At 71.8% G+C, this 18935-nt stretch carries 17 protein-coding genes; 13 read left to right on the forward strand and 4 right to left on the reverse strand.

Annotated features, from left to right (window positions below; genetic code table 11):
• Window positions 1-134 precede the first annotated feature (134 nt).
• Window positions 135-944: an NAD-dependent epimerase/dehydratase family protein gene (locus tag ACIHCX_RS04320; protein WP_400026383.1), complete on the reverse strand. Its 810-nt coding sequence runs from the start codon at window positions 942-944 to the stop codon at window positions 135-137.
• A gap of 254 nt (window positions 945-1198) precedes the next feature.
• Between ACIHCX_RS04320 and ACIHCX_RS04325 the strand changes: the two genes are divergently transcribed.
• Window positions 1199-2362, forward strand: a complete 1164-nt coding sequence (locus ACIHCX_RS04325; protein WP_400026385.1) for a hypothetical protein — start codon at window positions 1199-1201, stop codon at window positions 2360-2362.
• On the opposite strand, the gene ACIHCX_RS04330 is transcribed toward ACIHCX_RS04325, so the two are convergent.
• Entirely contained in the window at window positions 2299-3531 is a 1233-nt protein-coding gene (locus tag ACIHCX_RS04330) for an MFS transporter (protein WP_400026387.1), read from the reverse strand. The two genes, ACIHCX_RS04325 and ACIHCX_RS04330, sit on opposite strands and share 64 nt — an antisense overlap.
• 482 nt (window positions 3532-4013) lie before the next feature.
• Between ACIHCX_RS04330 and ACIHCX_RS04335 the strand changes: the two genes are divergently transcribed.
• The 10 genes from ACIHCX_RS04335 to ACIHCX_RS04380 all read left to right on the forward strand — a co-directional run bounded on the left by ACIHCX_RS04335 (window position 4014) and on the right by ACIHCX_RS04380 (window position 15267).
• Window positions 4014-4682: a GntR family transcriptional regulator gene (locus ACIHCX_RS04335; RefSeq protein ID WP_400026389.1), complete on the forward strand. Its 669-nt coding sequence runs from the start codon at window positions 4014-4016 to the stop codon at window positions 4680-4682.
• On the forward strand, window positions 4679-5587 hold the full coding sequence (locus ACIHCX_RS04340; RefSeq protein ID WP_400026391.1) for a dihydrodipicolinate synthase family protein: 909 nt from the start codon (window positions 4679-4681) through the stop codon (window positions 5585-5587). The genes ACIHCX_RS04335 and ACIHCX_RS04340 overlap by 4 nt, the downstream gene beginning before the upstream one ends.
• Window positions 5584-7323 (forward strand): L-arabinonate dehydratase, encoded by a 1740-nt coding sequence (gene araD, locus ACIHCX_RS04345; protein ID WP_400026392.1) that lies wholly within the window; start codon window positions 5584-5586, stop codon window positions 7321-7323. The genes ACIHCX_RS04340 and araD overlap by 4 nt, the downstream gene beginning before the upstream one ends.
• 124 nt (window positions 7324-7447) lie before the next feature.
• Complete coding sequence (locus tag ACIHCX_RS04350) at window positions 7448-8380, forward strand: carbohydrate ABC transporter permease (RefSeq protein WP_400026394.1); 933 nt, start codon at window positions 7448-7450, stop codon at window positions 8378-8380.
• A complete protein-coding gene (locus ACIHCX_RS04355; RefSeq protein WP_400026396.1) occupies window positions 8377-9261 on the forward strand; it encodes a carbohydrate ABC transporter permease in 885 nt (294 codons plus the stop codon). The genes ACIHCX_RS04350 and ACIHCX_RS04355 overlap by 4 nt, the downstream gene beginning before the upstream one ends.
• The gene (locus ACIHCX_RS04360; protein ID WP_400026397.1) at window positions 9258-10415 is read left to right on the forward strand and encodes a Gfo/Idh/MocA family protein; all 1158 of its coding nucleotides are present in this window, start codon (window positions 9258-9260) and stop codon (window positions 10413-10415) included. Before ACIHCX_RS04355 ends, ACIHCX_RS04360 begins: the two co-directional genes overlap by 4 nt.
• Entirely contained in the window at window positions 10412-11251 is an 840-nt protein-coding gene (locus ACIHCX_RS04365) for a PmoA family protein (protein ID WP_400026399.1), read from the forward strand. Before ACIHCX_RS04360 ends, ACIHCX_RS04365 begins: the two co-directional genes overlap by 4 nt.
• Before the next feature lie 190 nt (window positions 11252-11441).
• Entirely contained in the window at window positions 11442-12782 is a 1341-nt protein-coding gene (locus ACIHCX_RS04370; RefSeq protein WP_400026402.1) for an ABC transporter substrate-binding protein, read from the forward strand.
• A gap of 137 nt (window positions 12783-12919) precedes the next feature.
• The gene (locus ACIHCX_RS04375) at window positions 12920-14239 is read left to right on the forward strand and encodes a polysaccharide lyase family 1 protein (RefSeq protein ID WP_400026404.1); all 1320 of its coding nucleotides are present in this window, start codon (window positions 12920-12922) and stop codon (window positions 14237-14239) included.
• Between the two features lie 230 nt (window positions 14240-14469).
• Window positions 14470-15267, forward strand: coding sequence for an HAD family acid phosphatase (locus ACIHCX_RS04380; protein ID WP_400026406.1), 798 nt, complete (start codon window positions 14470-14472; stop codon window positions 15265-15267).
• Window positions 15268-15374: 107 nt separating this feature from the next.
• Here ACIHCX_RS04380 and ACIHCX_RS04385 read toward each other — a convergent pair whose 3' ends face one another.
• A complete protein-coding gene (locus ACIHCX_RS04385; RefSeq protein WP_400026407.1) occupies window positions 15375-15845 on the reverse strand; it encodes a GNAT family N-acetyltransferase in 471 nt (156 codons plus the stop codon).
• A gap of 3 nt (window positions 15846-15848) precedes the next feature.
• Window positions 15849-16622: an IclR family transcriptional regulator gene (locus ACIHCX_RS04390; protein WP_400026408.1), complete on the reverse strand. Its 774-nt coding sequence runs from the start codon at window positions 16620-16622 to the stop codon at window positions 15849-15851.
• Between the two features lie 166 nt (window positions 16623-16788).
• Here ACIHCX_RS04390 and ACIHCX_RS04395 point away from each other — a divergent pair, with 166 nt between their 5' ends.
• Both ACIHCX_RS04395 and ACIHCX_RS04400 read left to right on the forward strand, forming a co-directional pair.
• Complete coding sequence (locus ACIHCX_RS04395; protein WP_400026410.1) at window positions 16789-18315, forward strand: aldehyde dehydrogenase (NADP(+)); 1527 nt, start codon at window positions 16789-16791, stop codon at window positions 18313-18315.
• A gap of 50 nt (window positions 18316-18365) precedes the next feature.
• Window positions 18366-18872, forward strand: a complete 507-nt coding sequence (locus ACIHCX_RS04400; protein ID WP_400026411.1) for a GNAT family N-acetyltransferase — start codon at window positions 18366-18368, stop codon at window positions 18870-18872.
• Window positions 18873-18935: the final 63 nt, after the last annotated feature.

Here is an 18935-nt window from a genome sequence, read left to right on the forward strand (position 1 = left end):
CGGGTAGTGCCCGCCTCGGACCTGCATGGGGGCGTCCCGCGGCGTGGGAACGGGCAGCGCGGATGCCCGAAAACGAGGGCGGGCGGGCCCGTTCGGTGCCCGCCCGTCCTCGACTGCGTCGATTTCCCGCCGCGTCAGTAAGGCCAGATGGGCGGGTCCGTCACGAACGGGCCGCCGATGTAGACATGGGCCTTGTTGTCCGGGTCGGGCTCGCCCTGCTCGGCGATCAGCTTCTCGGCGTACCGCTCGGAGTCGTCCTGCGGCTCGTAGCCGAGCGCCCGCGCGCCGGACAGGTCCAGCCACAGGCGGGTGTTGGCGGAGACGCCGTGCACGACGGTGTGGCCCACGTGCTCGGCGGTCAGGGCCGCGTGGAGGAGGCGGGCGCAGTCGGCGGGGCTCATCCAGAGGGAGAGCATCCGCACACTGGTCGGCTCGGGGAAGCAGGAGCCGATGCGCACCGAGACGGTCTCCAGGCCGTGCCTGTCCCAGTACAACTGGGCGAGGTCCTCGCCGAAGGACTTGGACAGGCCGTAGAAGGTGTCCGGGCGGCGCGGGGTCTCGACCGGCAGGGGCGGTTCGCCGGGGCCGGGGTGCGGGGTGTGGCCCACCACGTGGTTGGAGGAGGCGAAGACGATCCGCCGCACGCCCTCCTCGCGGGCCGCCTCGTACAGGTGGTAGGTCCCCTCGATGTTGGCCTTGAGGATCTTCTCGAAGGGGGCTTCCAGGGAGATGCCCGCGAGGTGGATGATCGCGTCGACGCCCCGGACGGCCTCGCGCAGGGCGTCCCGGTCGGAGAGGTCCGCGACGATCGCGTCCGGCTCGCCCTCGATGGGCCGCATGTCCAGCAGGCGCAGCGCGTAGCCGAGGTCGGGCAGCAGGCCCCGCATCAGGGTGCCGAGCCCGCCGGCGGCGCCGGTGAGCAGAACGGTGCGGGGAGCGGGCATCCTCGGACTCCTTGAGGGTCGTTCCTGTGTATGGACACGATTCACATGGATGGACACGCTATGAACTTGCGCCGTACCCCGTCAAGTGTGTCGCGCACACGCGAAATCCGCTCCCGTGTTGCCGGTTTGCGCGCTTGACCTGCCCGAATGAGGGCTCCTAACGTGATCGCGTTCATGAGCATGGACATGGCTCAGAAACGTGCACTCGCCCGGCTGATCGAGCGTGGCCGCGCGCTGCTCGACGAGGAGGAAGCGTGAAGACCTCGGCCTTCGTCTACCCCTGGGACGTCAACGGCGACCCCGAGGCGCCCGGCCGCCTCGCCGCCCTCGGAGTGGAGCAGGTGACGCTCGCCGCCGCCTACCACTCCACGCGCGCGCTGACGCCCCGCCACCCGCGCCACCGGGTGGTCACCGCCGAGCACGCCGCGGTGCTGTATCCGGTGGACGACCGCTGGGAGGGCCGGACGCTGCGTCCGTATCCGGCGGGCGACTGGGCGCCCGGCGACGCGTACGGCGAGGCGGCGGCGGCCCTGGCCGAGGCCGGTCTCGAGGTGCACAGCTGGGTGGTCCTCGCGCACAACTCCCGCCTGGGCGCCGAGCATCCGGACACCTCCGTCGTCAACGCCCACGGCGACCGCTACCCGTGGGCGCCGTGCGTCGCCCGGCCCGCCACGCGCGCGTACCTGACCGAGCTGGCCGCCGAGGCCGCCGTCCGCCCCGGGGCGCGCGGCACCGAGCTGGAGTCCCTCGGCTGGTACGGGCTCGCCCATCTGCACGCCCACGACAAGACCGCCGGGGTGGGCCCGGGGGACGCCGGGCAGTACCTGATGTCCCTGTGCTTCTGCCCGGACTGCCGCGCCGGTTACGGCGAACAGGGTCTGGACCCCGACGAGCTGGCGCACGCCGTACGGTCCGCCCTGGAACCGGTGTGGCAGGGGGCGCCCGCCGGTGAGGGCTGGGCCGGTGTGGTCGACCTGCTCGGCGAGACCAGGGCGGACGCCACGCGCGCCTGGCGCGAGGGGACCGCCCGCACCCTTCAGGAGGCGGCGGTCGCGGCGGTCCGCGCGGCGGCCCCCGACGGATTCCAGGTCCTGCTGCACGCCGACCCGGTGTCCTACCACTGCGGTGCCAACGCCGGGGTCGACCCCGCCCACATCCTGTCCGTCGCGGACGGCGTGGTGGTGCCCTGCACGGGCGGTTCCGGCCTGCTGGCCCCGTTCGCCGAACAGGGCCGTCCGGACGCCGTCCTGGCCGCCAACTTCACGATCGTCTCCGGCATGGGCGGCAGCCCGGGCACCCTCGCCGAGGACGCCGCCCGCGCGCGGGACCTCGGAGCGAGTGAACTTCGGCTGTATCACGCGGGGTTGGCCTCGGACGGCGACCTGGCGGCGGTGCGGTCGGCGGTGCGGGGCCTGTGAAGCAGCAGCAGTGACGTGGCCAGCAGCCCCGCGGCCAGGAGCGTCAGGAGCACCGGCAGGGAGGCGACGCCGACCAGAGCGGCACCCGCGGCCAGGCCGACCACGTTGGGGACGAAGACCAGCGTGTTCGCGGTGGCGGCCGTCCGGCCGAGCAGTTCCGCCGGTGTCTCCCGCTGGACGGCGGTGAACGCGGCGATCAGTACGCACGGCAGTCCGGCGCCGTTCGCCACGCTGCTGACCAGGGCCACCGGGTCGGACGGGATCGCGCGCAGGGCTACGCCGGCCGCCGTGAGGGCGATGCCGAAGGCCGCGAAACGGCGGCTGCCCAGGCGGCGCAGGGCGGTGCCCGAGGCGAGACCGATCGCCACCGAACCGGCGCCCTGGACGGCGTACAGCACCCCGGCGTACGCGGGCGCGTGGCCGAGGCGGTCGACGACGGCGTAGAGCAGCGCGCCGGCCACGCCGGTGAACAGCATCGTGGCGCCGCCGGCCAGCACCAGGGGCCGCAGCCGCGGGTGGGACCACAGATGGCGGGCGCCCTCGGCGGTCTGCGCGCGCCAGGAGTTCTCGGGCCGGCGGGGCTTGTCCTCCCGGACCCGCAGCCTCGCGTACAGACCGGCGGCGAGGAGGAACGTGGCCGCGTCGAGCAGGGCCACGCACCGGCCGCCGTACGCCGCGTACAGGCCCGCGCCCGCCAGTGGGGCCAGCAGCTTCATGCCCTCGTTGGCCGTCATCCGCAGCCCGTTGAAGTCGCCGAGCAGCTTCGCGTCGACGGCGGTGGCGACGACCGCCGACTGCGCCGCGTCCTCCACGACGCCGGTGGCGCCGTAGAGGAACAGCACCCCGTACAGCACCCAGACGCGGGCGGGGGCGTCGACGGTGAGGAGGATCGGCAGCAGCGCCGCCAAGAACAGGTTCGTGCCGATCAGCACCGGCCTCCGGCGGGCGCGGTCGGCGAGCGTGCCGAGCGCCGGGCCGGCCAGGGTCGGCGCCCACATCGCCAGCAGGCACAGCGCGGCCAGCCTGTCCGAGCCGGTGAGGTCCTTGACCCACACACCCGAGGCCAGCCACAGCGCCGACGTGCCGAAACCGGAGACCACCACAGCGGCCAGACACACCCCCGCCGCGCGGTCGCGCAGCACCCGGAGCAGGGTCCATTCAGTCGTCATACCGCTCGATCGTCGCCCTAAGACCCCGCCCCCGGGATCCGGCAGGTGCCGTAGAACCCGGCGTGCCCGGGCGGGACTCCACCGGCAGCCGTCGGTCATGTCACCGGGGGGCGACGGGGTGGTGGTGACAGGGGTTGAGCTTCCCGGAGTTGCGGCGGCACACAAGTCCGGCCGCCGAGCACCCGGCCGCCACACCCGGCGCCGTCGCGCACCGACGCTCCCGCCGACGGTGCTCGCGCCCGACCGCGTCGCGAAGGCGAACGCCCGGCACGCGCCACCGCGCTGCGTCCGCCCGTGCAACCGCCCGCCCCGCACCCGCCGTTGCCGGCGCGATTCTCCTGTGCCGGAAGCATTGACGAAACCTCGGGCCCCTCTTACCTTCATCGCGTCGTACTTCGTACGTCATATATGAGACGCGATACGCGAGACCAGAAACTCGCGATCCGAGCCGTGATGTGATCGACGAGATCCGAGAGGCGCGCATGACCTCTGTGCCCACGCCGATCCCCTCCCGCACGCAGGTCGTGCTGGAAGGGATCAAACACCGCATCCTCACGGGGCGGCTGACGCCCGGTCAGGCCCTGGTCGAGACCGAACTCGCCGCACAGTTCGGGGTGTCCAAGACCCCGGTGCGCGAGGCACTGAAGACCCTGGCCGGCACCGGACTGGTCGTGATGAACCAGTACAAGGGCGTCACGGTGCGCGAGGTGGACGCGGACATGGCACGCGAGGTCTACGACGTACGGCTGCTCCTCGAGCCGGAGGCGCTGCGGCGTTCGGTGTGCCACGGCGCCTCCCTGGACGCCGCCCGCGACGCGCTGAAGCGGGCCGACGAGGCCGCGGACACCGCCGAACGCTCCCTCGCCAACCGCGAGTTCCACCGCGCCCTCTACCTGCCCTGCGGCAACCCGCTGCTCGGCCGGATGCTCGACGAGGTCCGCGACCAGGCCGCCCTCGTCTCCGCCGTCGCCTGGTCCGCCGACCCCTCCTGGGAACGGGAGGCCACCGAGCACCAGGAGATCCTGCGGCTCGCGCTGGAGGGCGACGCCGACGGCGCGGCCCGCACCCTCCACGCCCACATCGCGTCGTTCGTGCAACGGGCCTTCCCCACAGCGGAGCCGAAGGCCCAGGGAGAGGACGGTCAGGCATGACAACGGCGTTCGAGACCCAGCGGGCGGCTCTGGCCGACGTGGTGGCGATCCCGGTGACCCCGTTCACCGAGGACGGCGGCGTCGACGGCACCACCTACCGGGCCCTGCTGCGCCGCCTGCTCGACGGCGGCATCACGACGCTGACGCCCAACGGCAACACCGGCGAGTTCTACGCCCTCACCCCCGAGGAGCGGCAGCGGGTCACCGAGACGACCGTCGAGGAGGCCGGGGGGCGGGCGGCCATCCTGGTCGGCGTCGGCCACGACGTGCCCACCGCGGTCGCCTCCGCCCGGCAGGCCCACGCGCTGGGCGCGCAGATGGTCATGGTCCACCAGCCCGTGCACCCCTACGTCTCCCAGGGCGGCTGGGTCGACTACCACCGCGCGATCGCCGAGGCCGTGCCCGAGCTCGGCGTCGTCCCCTACATCCGCAACGCCCAGCTGCCCGGCGCCCGTCTGGCCGAACTCGCCGACGCCTGCCCGAACGTCGTCGGTGTCAAGTACGCCGTCCCGGACGCCAGCCGCTTCGGCGCCTTCGCCCGGGACGCGGGCCTGGACAGGTTCGTGTGGGTGGCCGGCCTCGCCGAGCCCTACGCCCCCTCCTACTTCTCCGCCGGCGCCACCGGTTTCACCTCCGGCCTGGTCAACGTCGCCCCGGCCGTCTCGCTGAGCATGCTGCGGGCGCTCAGGGCCGGCGACTACCCCGCCGCCATGAAGGTCTGGGAGCGGATCCGCCGCTTCGAGGAGCTGCGCGCGGCCAACGGGTCCGCGAACAACGTCACCGTCGTCAAGGAGGCCCTCGCCGCGCTCGGCCTGTGCCGCCGGGACGTGCGCCCGCCGAGCAAGCCGCTGCCGGAGAACGAGCGCGCCGAGGTCGCCGCCATCGCCGCCGGGTGGTCGATATGAACGCCCGGCCGAGCGAGAGGCGCCCGGAGGACCTGCGCAGCCACCAGTGGTACGGCACCGACGGCCTGCGCTCCTTCAGCCACCGCGCCCGCACCCGCCAGCTCGGCTACCTGCCCGAGGAGCACCTGGGCAAGCCGGTCGTCGCGATCCTCAACACCTGGTCCGACATCAACCCCTGCCACGTCCACCTGCGCGACCGCGCCCAGGCGGTCAAGCGCGGGGTGTGGCAGGCGGGCGGCTTCCCGCTGGAGTTCCCGGTCTCCACGCTCAGCGAGACCTTCCAGAAGCCGACCCCGATGCTCTACCGCAACATGCTCGCCATGGAGACCGAGGAACTGCTGCGCTCCTACCCGGTGGACGGCGCGGTCCTGATGGGCGGCTGCGACAAGTCCACCCCCGCCCTCCTGATGGGCGCCGCGAGCGTCGACCTGCCCACCGTCTTCGTGCCCGCCGGGCCCATGCTGCCCGGCCACTGGCGCAGCGAGGTGCTCGGCTCCGGCACCGACATGTGGAAGTACTGGGACGACAAGCGGGCCGGCCTCATCGGCGACTGCGAGATGGCCGAGCTGGAGAGCGGCCTGGCCCGCTCGCCCGGCCACTGCATGACCATGGGCACGGCCTCCACACTGACCGCCGCCGCCGAGGCCCTCGGGGTGACCGTGCCCGGCGCCTCCAGCATCCCGGCCGTGGACTCCGGTCACGACCGGATGGCCGCCAAGGCGGGCATGACCGTCGTCGAACTGGTCCACAGGGACCGGAAGCTGAGCGAGATCCTCACCCGCGAGGCGTTCGAGGACGCGGTCACCACCGTCCTCGGCCTCGGCGGCTCCACCAACGCGGTGATCCACCTGATCGCCATGGCGGGCCGCGCGGGCGTCACGCTCACCCTCGACGACTTCGACCGCATCGCCCGCACCGTCCCGGTCCTCGCCAACGTCCGCCCCGGCGGCCAGAAGTACCTCATGGAGGACTTCCACTTCGCCGGCGGCCTGCCCGGCTTCCTCTCCCGCATCCCCGACCTGCTCCACCTGGACCGGCCGACGGTGTCGCACGACACCCTGCGCGAGCAGATCGCCGGCGTGCAGGTCCACCACGACGACGTGATCCGGCCCCGCGACAACCCGGTCGCGGACGAGGGCGGCGTGGCGGTGCTGCGCGGCAACCTCTGCCCGGACGGCGCCGTCATCAAGCACATCGCCGCCGAACCGCACCTGCTCGAGCACACCGGACCCGCCGTCGTCTTCGACGACTACCGGACCATGCAGCGCACCATCAACGACCCCGCGCTCGGCATCACCGCCGACAGCGTGCTCGTACTGCGCGGCTCCGGACCCAAGGGCGGACCCGGCATGCCCGAGTACGGCATGCTGCCGATCCCCGACCACCTGCTCAAGCAGGGCGTGCGGGACATGGTCCGGATCTCCGACGCCCGGATGAGCGGCACGAGTTACGGCGCGTGCGTGCTGCACGTCGCCCCCGAGAGCCACGTCGGCGGACCGCTGGCGCTGGTGCGCACGGGCGATGCGATCACCCTCGACGTCGAGGCCCGCACCCTGCGACTCCACGTGGACGACGAGGAGTTGGAGCGCCGCAGGACCGAGTGGACGCCGCCGCCCGCACGCTACGAGCGCGGCTACGGCGCCCTGTACTCCGAGCAGATCACCCAGGCCGACACCGGCTGCGACTTCGAGTTCCTGGCCCGGCCGGGGAAGGTGCCGGACCCGTACGCCGGGTAGCCGGCCCGGCGCGCCGGCACCGAACCGCCCCACCCCCACCCCTGTGCCGAAGTGCCTCACCCACGTGTAGATAGCAAGCGCTTCCTATGGACTGCCGCACTGCCCCACTCCGAGGAGAACAGTCATGGCCCAAGCCGCAGCCGTGGCGAAACCGCCCGCGCCACCCCGGCGGCGCCGTGCCTCCGCCACGCCGCGCAGGCTTCCGTACCTGCTGATCGCCCCGGCCGCCCTGCTCATGCTGGGCTTCATCGCCTACCCGGTGCTCAGCGTCTTCTACTACAGCCTGCAGAACTACAACCCCACCAAGCCGTGGCGGAACGGATACGCGGGCTTCGACAACTTCGTCCACGCCTTCACCCAGGACCCCCAGTTCTGGGACACGCTGCTCTTCAGCGCCAAGTGGGTCGTCGTCGAGGTCGGGCTGCAACTGCTCTTCGGACTCGCCCTCGCCCTGATCGTCAACCAGACCTTCGTGGGCCGCGGGCTCGGCCGGGCGCTGGTGTTCTCTCCGTGGGCCGTCTCCGGCGTGCTCACCTCCGCGATCTGGGTGCTGCTCTACAACTCCCAGACCGGCATCACCCGCTACCTCGCCGACATGGGCCTCGGCTCCTACGGCACCAGCTGGCTGTCGGACACCTCCACGGTGTTCCCGGCGGCGGTGGTCGCCGACCTGTGGCGCGGGGTGCCGTTCTTCGCCATCCTCATCCTCGCCGACCTCCAGTCCGTCTCGAGGGACCTGTACGAGGCCGCCGAGGTCGACGGGGCGGGCCGGCTCCAGCAGTTCTGGCACATCACCCTGCCCCATCTGAAGGACGCCATCGTCCTGTCCACGCTGCTGCGCGCGGTGTGGGAGTTCAACAACGTCGACCTGCTCTACACCCTCACCGGCGGCGGGCCGGCCGGCGAGACGACCACCCTGCCGCTCTACATCGCCAACACCAGCGTGGACGCCCACAACTTCGGCTACGCGTCCGCCCTGACCACGGTGGCGTTCGTCATCCTGCTCTTCTGCTCGATCGTCTATCTGCGGCTGAGCAAGTTCGGAGGTGAGAAGTGATCACCGAGATCGCGCCCGCGCCCGAGCGCGCGGAATCCGAGTCCGCCCGGCCGCCCGGCGGGCGCCGCGCCTGGGACGAGGTCCCGCGCTGGCACATCTACCTGCCGCTGTCCGTGTACCTGCTCTTCACGCTGGTCCCCTTCTACTGGATCCTGCTGTTCGCGCTGCGCCCGGCCGGCTCCACCTCGCTCGTGCCCTGGCCGATGACCTTCGACCACTTCGAGAAGGTGTGGACCGAGCGGAGCTTCGGCCTCTACTTCCAGAACAGCGTCCTCGTCGGTGTCGCGACCCTGGTCCTGACCACGGTCGTCGCCCTGGCCGGCGGCTACGCGCTCGCCCGGTTCGACTTCCGGCTCAAGCGCGGCTTCATGCTGGCCCTGCTCTGCTCCCAGTTCGTGCCCGGCGCGCTGCTGCTCGTCCCGCTCTTCCAGATCTTCGCCGAGCTGTCGATGATCAACTCGCTGGGCAGCGTCGTCATCGCCGAGACCGTCTTCCAGCTGCCGCTGTCGATGATCCTGATCAGCGGCTTCATCAAGAACGTGCCGCCGTCCCTGGAGGAGGCCGCCTGGGTGGACGGCTGCAACCGCTTCTCCGCCTTCCGGATCGTTGTCCTGCCGCTGCTGCGGCCCGGGCTGATCGCCGTCGGCTCCTTCGCCTTCGTGCACGCCTGGAACCACTTCCTGTTCGCCCTGATGTTCCTCTCCGACCAGAGCAAGCAGACCATCCCGGTCGGTCTCAACACCCTGATGAGCGCGGACAGCGTCGACCTGGGCGCGCTGGCCGCGGGCGGCATCGTCGCCGCCGTACCCGTGGTGATCGTGTTCGCCTTCATCCAGAAGTGGCTCATCACCGGCTTCAGCGCGGGGGCGGTGAAGGGATGACGGACCCCACCACGCCGCTGCCGGTCGTGCTCGCCGGCGCCCGCGGTCACGGCCGCTGGCACCTGGACAACATCCGCCGCCTCCAGGACCAGGGCCTCGTACGGCTCGTGGGGATCTGCGAGCTGACCCCGCTGGCCGAGGACGAGATCCCCGACGGTCTCGGCGCACCGGCGCAGTCCGCCGACTTCGGCGCCCTGCTGGACGCCACCGGCGCGCGGATCGCGGTGGTCTGCACGCCCATCCCGACCCACACCGACCTGGCGCTCACCGCCGCCGGGCGGGGCGTGCACCTCCTGCTGGAGAAGCCGCCCGCCCCCTCCTACGCGGAGTTCCGCCGCATGGCCGACGGGGTCGCCGCGGCCGGTGTGGCCTGCCAGATCGGCTTCCAGGCGCTGGGCTCGCACGCGCTGCCCGCGATCCGGGAACTGGTCGCGAAGGGCGCGATCGGGACGGTCACCGGGGTCGGCGCGGCGGGTGCCTGGGCGCGTGACGAGGCCTACTACCGGCGGGCGCCCTGGGCGGGCAGGCGCCGCCTGGACGGCGTCGACGTCGTCGACGGGGTGCTCACCAACCCCCTCGCGCACGCCGTGTCCACCGCGCTCGCCCTGCTCGGCGCCACCCGCGCCGAGGACGTCACCGGCATCGAGACCGAGCTGTGGCGGGCCAACGCCATCGAGGCCGACGACACCTCCTGCGTCCGGGTCACCACCCCGCACGGGCGGGCCGCCGTCGCGGCGACCCTGTGCGCCGAGCGCCCCGACGACCCGTACGTGATGGTGCACGGCGACAGCGGCCGGATCACCTTCTGGTACAAGCAGGACCGGGTGCTGCTGCAACGGGCCGGCCACGGCCCGGAGGAGTTCGAGTACGGCCGCACCGACCTGCTGGAGAACCTGGTCGACCACCTGACCACCGGGGCCGGACTGCTGGTCCCGCCCGCCTCGACGGGCGCCTTCATGCGGGTCGTCGAGGCGATCCGCACGGCCCCCGACCCCGGCGAGCTGCCGGCCGGCTCCTGGCGGCGGCTGGCCGACGAGGGCCGCCGGGTCGTGCCCGGCGTCGACGGGCTCGTCGCGGCCGCCGCCGACACCCTCTCCCTGTACTCCGAGCTGGACGCCGACTGGGCGTCACCGAAGGAGGTGACCGCGGGATGACGGACTCCCCGGTCCTGCGCGTGGCGGGCCGCCCGGTCGCGCGCTACGTGACCCGGCCCGAGCTGCCCGACCGGCTCTCCCCGCGCCCGTATCTGCACCCCGTCACCACCCTGGCCGGCACGGCGGTCACCGAACTCGGCCCCGCCGACCACCCGCACCACCTCGGCGTCGGTGTCGCCGTTCCCGACGTGGACGGGCGCAACTTCTGGGGCGGGCGCACCTTCGTGCGCGACCGGGGGCCGACCGAGCTGGACAACCACGGCGCCCAGCGGCACACCGGCTTCCCCCGGCACGAGGCCGACCGGTTCGAGGAGGAGCTGCGCTGGGTCGCCGCGGGCCGCGAACTGCTGCGCGAGCGCCGCACCGTCGCGGCCACCGGACTCACCGCCACCGCCTGGGCCCTGGACTTCACCTTCGCCCTCACCAACGCCACCGCGCGGACACTGTCGATCGGCAGCCCCGCCACCAACGGCCGCCCCGGCGCGGCCTACGGCGGCTTCTTCTGGCGGGCCCGCAAGGAGGAGCGGCCCCCGCTCGTCCTCACCGCCGACCGGGACGGCGAGGCGCGGGCCCACGGCATCCGCGCCGACTGGCTGGCGCTCGTCGGCGGCACCTGGACGCTGGTGTTCGCCGGAGCCACCGGCGCCACCCGCGAGGACGCCTGGTTCGTGCGGGCCGCGGAGTACCCGGGGGTGGGCTCGTCGCTGGCGGCCGAGCGGCCGCTGGCGATCGAACCGGGCGGGACCGTCCTGCGCCGCATCGTCACCGTCGTCGCCGACGGCCGGCTCGGCCGGGACGAGGCCGGGGAGCTGGCCCGCAAGGCGGCCCCGTCATGAGGCACCGCTCATGACGGACCGAGGGCACCGCTCATGACGAAGCCGCCCACCCCCACCGTGCCGTAACCCACCCCGCCGCCGCGCCGGACGGGAGTCGCCGTGGCACGCCCCTTCTGCAAGCGCTTACTGGAAAGTTCCCCACGCTCCAGTCCTCACCTCCGAGTTGGATCCAGAAGAAGAGAGTCGATCAATGAAGATCAACATCCGTAGAAGCAGGCGTGCCGCCGTGGCCGTCGTCCTGGGTTCCGCGCTCGCGCTGACCGCCACCGCGTGCGGTGACGACGGCAGCGGCTCCGGGAAGAGCAAGGGTTCCGAGGGCTCCGGCAAGGGCGAGATCACCTTCTGGGACAACAACGGCGGTGTGCGCACCGACGTCTGGAAGCAGATCATCGCGGACTTCGAGAAGAAGTACCCGGACATCAAGGTCAACTACGTCGGCATCCCGGCCGCGAGCGCCCAGTCCAAGTTCGACACCGCCATCCAGGGCGGCGGACTGCCGGACGTCGGCGGCGTGGGCACCGCGATGCTCGCCGAGATCGCCGCCCAGGGCGCCCTCGAGCCGCTGGACGACCGGCTGGCGAAGAGCGAGCTGAACGGCAAGCTCAGCGAGAACGTGCTCGGCGTCAGCAAGGCGGCGGGCGGCGGCGACACCCTGTACCAGGTGCCGACCTCGGTGAACAACGGCACCCTGTGGTACCGCACCGACCTGTTCGAGAAGGCCGGCCTGGACGCGCCGACCACCTGGGGCAAGTTCTACGAGGCCGCGGACAAGCTCACGAACAAGGGCAAGAACGCGTTCGGCTTCACCATCCGGGGCGGCGAGGGCTCCATCGCGCCCGCCCTGGACGCGGTGTACGGGCAGACCGGCATCACCTCGTTCTGGAACGGCGACAAGACCACCGTCAACGACCCGAAGAACGTGGCGGCGCTGGAGAAGTACGTCGCGCTGTACAAGAAGGACACCCCGTCCGCCGACGTCAACAACGACTTCACCAAGATGGTCGCCCAGTGGGACAGCGGCACCATCGGCATGCTGAGCCACAACCTGGGCTCGTACCAGGACCACCTGAAGGCGCTGGGCAAGGACAAGTTCCGCGGCATCCCGAACCCCACGCTGGACGACGGCACCCGGGTGCAGGTGTCCAACCCGGTCGACGGTCTCGGCCTGTTCAAGGCGAGCAAGAACAAGGCGGCCGCCTGGAAGTTCATGGAGTTCGCCGCCTCGGCCGCGGAGAACTCCAAGTTCAACGAGTCCGCCGGGCAGGTGCCCTCCAACGTCGACGCCGCCCAGGACGACTGGATCCAGCAGGCCGAGCCGACGAAGCTGGCGGCCGAGGCGCTGAACGGGGCCGACACGAAGATCGTGCAGCTGCCGTACTACCTGCCCGACTGGAACACCATCTCCAAGGCCGACAACGAGGCGAACTTCCAGAAGGTGCTGCTCGGCAGGATGAGCGCCAAGCAGTTCCTGGACACGCTGGCCGACCAGCTGAACACCGCGCAGGCCGAGTGGAAGCAGAACCAGGGCTGACGCCGGTCGACGAAGGCGGACGGTCCCGGGGCCCCAGGTCGCCTGTCCGGGCCGCGGACCGTCCGTGGCCGGGCGCGGGGTTCCCCGCGACCGCGCCCATCCCTGCTCACCTCCCCGTTGAAAGGAAGACCCGCACCGTGCGTATCCAGAAGTGTCATGAGCGTGTCATCGCGGCCGCCGTCGGCTGCACCGCCCTGGTGCTCGCCGTCACCGGCACCGCCGCCGCGACCCCCGGGCCCCACACCCCCGACACCGCCCGCCAGGTGCTCGCCGCCCAGGACGGCTGGGGCTCCTACGGCACCGGTACCACCGGCGGCGCGAACGCCGACGCCGCGCATGTCCACACCGTCACCACCTGGGACGACTTCAAGGCCGCGCTCGCCGCCGGCGGCAGCGCGCCGAAGATCATCAAGGTCAAGGGCACGATCGACGCCGACGGCCCGAGCTGCTCCGCCTTCGAGGTGCCCGGCTACGACTTCGACACCTACCTGGAGACCTACGCGCCCGAGACCTGGGGCCGCGACCGGAACCTGGACGGCGAGCCGGACGACAGCCCCGAGGGCCTGCGCCGCGCCTCCGCCGCCCTCCAGGACAAGTACATCAAGGCGAACATCCCCGCCAACACCACCATCGTCGGCGTCGGCAAGGACGCGGGCTTCAAGGGCGCCAGCCTCCAGATCAAGAACGTGGACAACGTCGTCGTCCGCAACCTCACCCTGGAGAGCCCGCTGGACTGCTTCCCGCAGTGGGACCCCACCGACACCGCCGACGGCAACTGGAACTCCGAGTACGACAGCGCGGTGATCACCGGCTCCACGCATGTGTGGATGGACCACAACACCTTCACCGACGGCGAGCACCCCAACAGCACCCTGCCGTACTACTACGGCCGGATCTTCGAGCAGCACGACGGTGAGCTGGACATCGTCAAGGGCGCCGACTACGTGACGGTCTCCTGGAACGTCTTCGAGGACCACGACAAGACCATCCTCATCGGCAACAGCGACAGCGCGTCCACCGCCGAGATCGACCGCGGCCACCTGAAGGTGACCCTGCACCACAACCTGTTCAGGAACCTCGTCGAGCGGGCCCCGCGCGTCCGCTTCGGGCAGGTGGACTCCTACAACAACCACTACGTGGCCAACGCCGGCTACGGCTACAGCCTCGGTGTCGGTATGGAGTCCCAACTCGTCGCCGAGCACAACGCGTTCACACTGGCGCGCGGGGTCGACGCGGGCCTGATCCTCAAGAAGTGGAAGGAGTCGCCGGTCAGCGAGTCCCACAACTACGTCAACGGCAAGCTCACCGACCTGATCGCCGTGCACAACGCCCAGGTCCCCGACGAGACCCTTCAGCGAGGCGGGGACTGGACCCCGTCCCTGCGCACCCGGATCGACAACCCGAAGGCACTGCCGGGGATCGTCGACCACCAGGCGGGCGCAGGCCGTCTGCACTGACGACCCCTCGGCACGGGCCGGGGCGCACCACCGCCCCGGCCCGTCGGCCCACCCGCCTCGCCGCGCCCCGTGGACTCCCCGCTCCCGGGGGACGGCCACGTGACGTGGAGGTGGACACCATGGCGCGGCGATGACAGCTTCGGATGGCGCAAGTGAACAGTGAACGGCGAGAGATATCAATCGGGCAACAGACCTCGCAAACCGGGGATTGACGCGCGTAGAAAGCTCTCATGCGCAAATCACTCCGCATTGCGGCCGTTGCCGCCGCATGTGCCCTCACCGGTTCCGTCTTCTACGGCGCCAGCATGGCCACCGCCGACCCGTCCAAGGACAAGGCCACCCCGGAGCCCTACAACATCGGGCTCCTGGTCAGCGACATCGACGCCTACTACGGCACCAAGCCGGACAGCAACGGTGTCTACCAGGCCTCTTCGGACAGCCCCTACGCCAAGGACCTGGCGAGCATCGACACCCAGGTCAAGAAGGCGATCGACAAGGCCGCCAAGCAGACCGGCAAGAAGAACCAGCCGAAGCCTGCGATCATGTTCGACATCGACGACACCCTGCTTCTCAGCCTGGACTACGAGAAGCGTTACAACTACACCTACAACTCGGCCAGCTGGAACGACTACGTGATGCGGGCCGACCGCCCGGCCGTTCCCGGCACCCCCGACCTCGTGCAGTACGCCAAGCAGAAGGGCGTCGAGGTCTTCTACAACTCGGGCCTGAACGAGGCGCAGCGCTCCGCCGCCGTGGAGAACCTGAAGAAGGTCGGCGCCGACGTGAACCTCGACTCCGCCCACATGTTCCTCAAGGACGCGGCCAACCCGCCGTCGTACCTGAAGGACTGCGCCACCCCGGGCACCTGGACCTGCACCACCGTCCAGTACAAGGGCGGCACCCGCAAGCACATCGAGGACCTCGGGTACAACATCATCGCCAACATCGGCGACCAGTACTCGGACCTCGACGGCGGCCACGCCGATCAGACGTTCAAGCTGCCCAACCCGACGTACTTCGTCGGCTAGTCACCCGCCCGTACCCCGCCCGAACCACGAGCCGGGCGGGGCACGGACCGGCTCCCGAGTACGGCGGCACGCGGCGCCCGGCAGGCCGCGCCGCGACTCCCGCGGGGTCAGCCCCGCAGCGTCAGCACCACCTCGTCGATCTCCTCGCCCCGCGCCTCGGCGAACCCCCGGGCCCGCGCGGACTCCTGGAAGCCGCACTTGGCGAGCACCCACAGCGAGCCGGCGTTGTCCGCCGCCGCCCGCGCGTACAGCGGGCGTTCCGGGACCTCGGCCAGCAGCGCGCGCAGCGCCGCCGTGGCCACACCCCGGCCCCAGTAGGCGCGGTCCACCCAATAGGTGACCTCGCGTTCGCCCGGCTCGCCGTAGACCGCGGCACTGCCCACCACGTCACCGTCCAGCAGGACGGCGCGCAGCACGACGGACGAGGCGCGCATCCGGCGCCAGTGCGCCGCGAACGCCTCGTGGTCGGCCGGGTCCTTCGGCGTGAAGGCCGCCATCCGCAGCGCCTCCGGGTCGTTCAGCTGCCGGAAGAACACCGGCAGATCGCTGTCGTGGACCTCGCGGAGCACGACCTCCATGTGTCACAGCCTCCTGGTGGCGAGCGTCAGTCGGTCTCGGGCGTCGAGGAGAGCATCCTTCACCATCTGCTCGTGCGCCGGCGTCAGGCGCGCCACCGGGACCGAGCAGCTCACCGCGTCCCGGGCCGGGGTGCGGTACGGGATCGCCACACCGAAGCAGCGCAGGCCCACCGTGTTCTCCTCGCGGTCGACGGCGTACCCCCGCTCGCGGATCTGGTGCAGTTCCTCGATGAGCAGTTCGCGGTCGGTGATGGTGTGCTCGGTCAGCGCGGGCAGCGTCTCGGGGAGCATCGTGCGCACCTGCTCGTCCGGGTACGTGCTCAGCAGCGCCTTGCCCAGCGAGGTGGAGTGGGCGGGCAGGCGGCGGCCGACCCGGGTGAAGGGGCGCAGGTAGTGCTGCGACTGGCGGGTGGCCAGGTAGACGACGTTCGTGCCGTCCAGCCGGGCGAGGTGGATCGTCTCGGTGGTGTCGTCGGACAGTCGGTCCAGCGTGGGACGGGCCGCCGCGATCACCTCGTCGCCGTCGATGTAGGAGGTGCCGACGAGCAGCGCCCGCACCCCGATGCCGTAGCGCGTGCCGGTGGCGTCGGTCTCCACCCAGCCCAGTTCGACGAGCGTGCGAAGCAGCATGTACAGGCTGGACTTGGGGTAGCCGACGGCCTCCTGGACCGCGGCCAGCGAGTGCATACCCGGCCTGCCGGCGAAGAACTCGAGCAACTCCACAGTCCGTACGGCGGACTTGACCTGCGCCCCGCCGCCCGCGTCGCCTGCCGACATCGCCCTGGACCCCTTCGTTCGACGAGAAGCTGGAGATATAGTCTCCGACAGTGTATTCATCATCAGAGACAGCGTTCAGTATATAGAACGCCCTGGTGGTGACCCGAATGCGGCCGACCGTAGGGACCGGCCGCATACTGCGGCAAGACATGTGGAGGGATCCGCGGTGGCAGCACCAGTCTGGAGTGTCGACCCCCGTACCGGGAAGCAGCGGGAACAGGTCGCGGTGGAGGCCACGACACAGGAGGTGGACGCCGTCGTGCGGGCCGCGCACGAGGCGCGCGGGGCACTCGCCGACCGCGCCGTCCGCGCGGCCTTCCTGCGCTCCGCCGCCGACCGGCTCGAAGGGGCCCGGGACCGGCTCGTCGAGGCCGCCGACGCCGAGACCGCGCTCGGACCGGTCCGGCTCACCGGCGAACTGGCCCGCACCTGCTACCAGTTGCGGGCCTTCGCGGACATCGTCGACGAGGGCGCCTTCCTCGACGTGATCATCAACCACCCCGACCCGACCGCGGCCCCGCCGATCCCGGACCTGCGCCGCTACAAGGTGCCGCTCGGGGTCGTCGCCGTCTACTCCGCCTCCAACTTCCCCTTCGCCTTCTCGGTCGCGGGCGGCGACACCGCGAGCGCGCTCGCCGCGGGCTGCCCCGTCGTCGTCAAGGCCCACCCCGACCACCCCGCCCTGTCCGAACTGGTCGCCAGGGTGCTGCGCGGGGCGGCCGCCCACCACGGCGTCCCGGAGGCCGTGATCGGTCTCCTCCACGGCTTCGAGGCGGGCGTCGAACTCGTCGGGCACCCGCTGGTCGCGGCCGCCGGCTTCACCGGTTCCGTGCGCGGCGGCCGTGCCCTGTTCGACGCGGCGGCCGCGCGGCCGGCGCCGATCCCGTTCCACGGCGAACTGGGCTCGCTCAACCCGGTCCTCGTGACCGAGGCGGCGGCCACCGAGCGGGCCGAGGACATCGGGGCCGGGCTCGCCGGGTCGATGACGATGGGCGTCGGGCAGTTCTGCGTGAAGCCCGGACTGGTCCTCGTGCCGTCCGGAGCCGCCGGCGACGGCCTGGTCAAGTCGCTCACCGACGCCGTCAGCGACACCGACCCGGGCGTCCTGCTCGACCACCGGATGCGCGACAACTTCCTCACCGGCATCGCCGAACGCTCCGCACTGCCCGGCGTCGAGTCGCCGGTCACCCCGGGCGCGGGCGGCGCGCACACGGTCAGCGCCGGCTTCCTGACCGTCCCGGCCGGGAAGCTCGCCGAGCAGGGCGAGCACGACCTGCTCCTGGAGGAGTGCTTCGGACCGGTCACCGTGGTGGCCCGCTACGCGGACGAGACCGAGGTCGAGGCCGTCCTCGCCCGGCTGCCCGGCAACCTCAGCGCGACCGTGCACCTGTCCGCCGAGGAGGCGGCCGGCGAGGGACGCGGCGCCGAACTGCTCGCCCGGCTCACCCCGCTCGCCGGACGCGTGCTCGTCAACGCCTGGCCGACCGGTGTCGCGGTGGCCCCCGCCCAGCACCACGGCGGCCCCTACCCCGCGACGACCTCGACGTCCACCTCCGTGGGCGGTACGGCGATCGAGCGGTGGATGCGCCCGGTGGCGTACCAGAACGCCCCGGAGGCGCTGCTGCCGCCGGAGTTGCGCGACGACAACCCGCTCGGGCTGCCGCGCCGCTTCGACGGCCGACTGGAGCGCTGACCCCGCACCCGTACGGAACCGGATCACCGGGCCTCCGCGTCCTGCCTCGTATGATCAAGGACAACGAGCGCGGACGCCTGGTGATCCGCACGGCCGTGCCCGCCGAGGCGGAGGCCGTCGCCGGCCTGATGGTCCGGGCGCGGTCCACCTACTACCCGGACGGCCTGCCGGACGCCGACGCCGACTGGACCGCCAGATGGCGCCAGGCCATCGAGCACCCCGACGGCCACGTGCTGTGCGTCGTCGACCAGGGCCGCATCGTCGGTATCGCCTCGTTCCGCACACCGCCGGACGGTCCCGCGGACACGGTCATGCTGTTCCAGTTCCACGTCGACCCCGACCGCTGGCTTTCGGGCATCGGCACGGCTCTGCACGCGGCCTGCGTCGAGCAGTGGCGCGCCGACGGCAGACGGAGCGCCGTCCTCGAGGTGCACACCGACAACGAGCGGGCGCAGCGCTTCTACGCCCGGCTGGGCTGGGTCCCGGATCCGCGGCGGCCGACCGACGAGGACGCGCACCATGTGTGGCTGCGCCATGCGGTGACGACCGGGGAATGAAACCCCCTGCTTGAACGTTCACGGACCCGGCGGAGGACGTCCACCTCCGCTTCCGTACGAGCG

The sequence above is a fragment of the Streptomyces sp. NPDC052043 genome, from assembly GCF_044548235.1.
Classification (GTDB): domain Bacteria; phylum Actinomycetota; class Actinomycetes; order Streptomycetales; family Streptomycetaceae; genus Streptomyces.

Excerpts from the sequence above, each read along its gene's own strand:
- ACIHCX_RS04350 (WP_400026394.1), top strand. The coding sequence starts at position 7,448 with ATGGCCCAAGCCGCAGCCGTGGCGAAACCGCCCGCGCCACCCCGGCGG.
- ACIHCX_RS04360 (WP_400026397.1), top strand. The coding sequence starts at position 9,258 with ATGACGGACCCCACCACGCCGCTGCCGGTCGTGCTCGCCGGCGCCCGC.
- ACIHCX_RS04400 (WP_400026411.1), top strand. The coding sequence starts at position 18,366 with ATGATCAAGGACAACGAGCGCGGACGCCTGGTGATCCGCACGGCCGTG.
- ACIHCX_RS04330 (WP_400026387.1), bottom strand. The coding sequence starts at position 3,531 with ATGACGACTGAATGGACCCTGCTCCGGGTGCTGCGCGACCGCGCGGCG.
- ACIHCX_RS04385 (WP_400026407.1), bottom strand. The coding sequence starts at position 15,845 with ATGGAGGTCGTGCTCCGCGAGGTCCACGACAGCGATCTGCCGGTGTTC.
- ACIHCX_RS04335 (WP_400026389.1), top strand. The coding sequence starts at position 4,014 with ATGACCTCTGTGCCCACGCCGATCCCCTCCCGCACGCAGGTCGTGCTG.
- ACIHCX_RS04370 (WP_400026402.1), top strand. The coding sequence starts at position 11,442 with ATGAAGATCAACATCCGTAGAAGCAGGCGTGCCGCCGTGGCCGTCGTC.
- ACIHCX_RS04380 (WP_400026406.1), top strand. The coding sequence starts at position 14,470 with ATGCGCAAATCACTCCGCATTGCGGCCGTTGCCGCCGCATGTGCCCTC.
- ACIHCX_RS04365 (WP_400026399.1), top strand. The coding sequence starts at position 10,412 with ATGACGGACTCCCCGGTCCTGCGCGTGGCGGGCCGCCCGGTCGCGCGC.
- araD (WP_400026392.1), top strand. The coding sequence starts at position 5,584 with ATGAACGCCCGGCCGAGCGAGAGGCGCCCGGAGGACCTGCGCAGCCAC.
- ACIHCX_RS04320 (WP_400026383.1), bottom strand. The coding sequence starts at position 944 with ATGCCCGCTCCCCGCACCGTTCTGCTCACCGGCGCCGCCGGCGGGCTC.
- ACIHCX_RS04390 (WP_400026408.1), bottom strand. The coding sequence starts at position 16,622 with ATGTCGGCAGGCGACGCGGGCGGCGGGGCGCAGGTCAAGTCCGCCGTA.
- ACIHCX_RS04340 (WP_400026391.1), top strand. The coding sequence starts at position 4,679 with ATGACAACGGCGTTCGAGACCCAGCGGGCGGCTCTGGCCGACGTGGTG.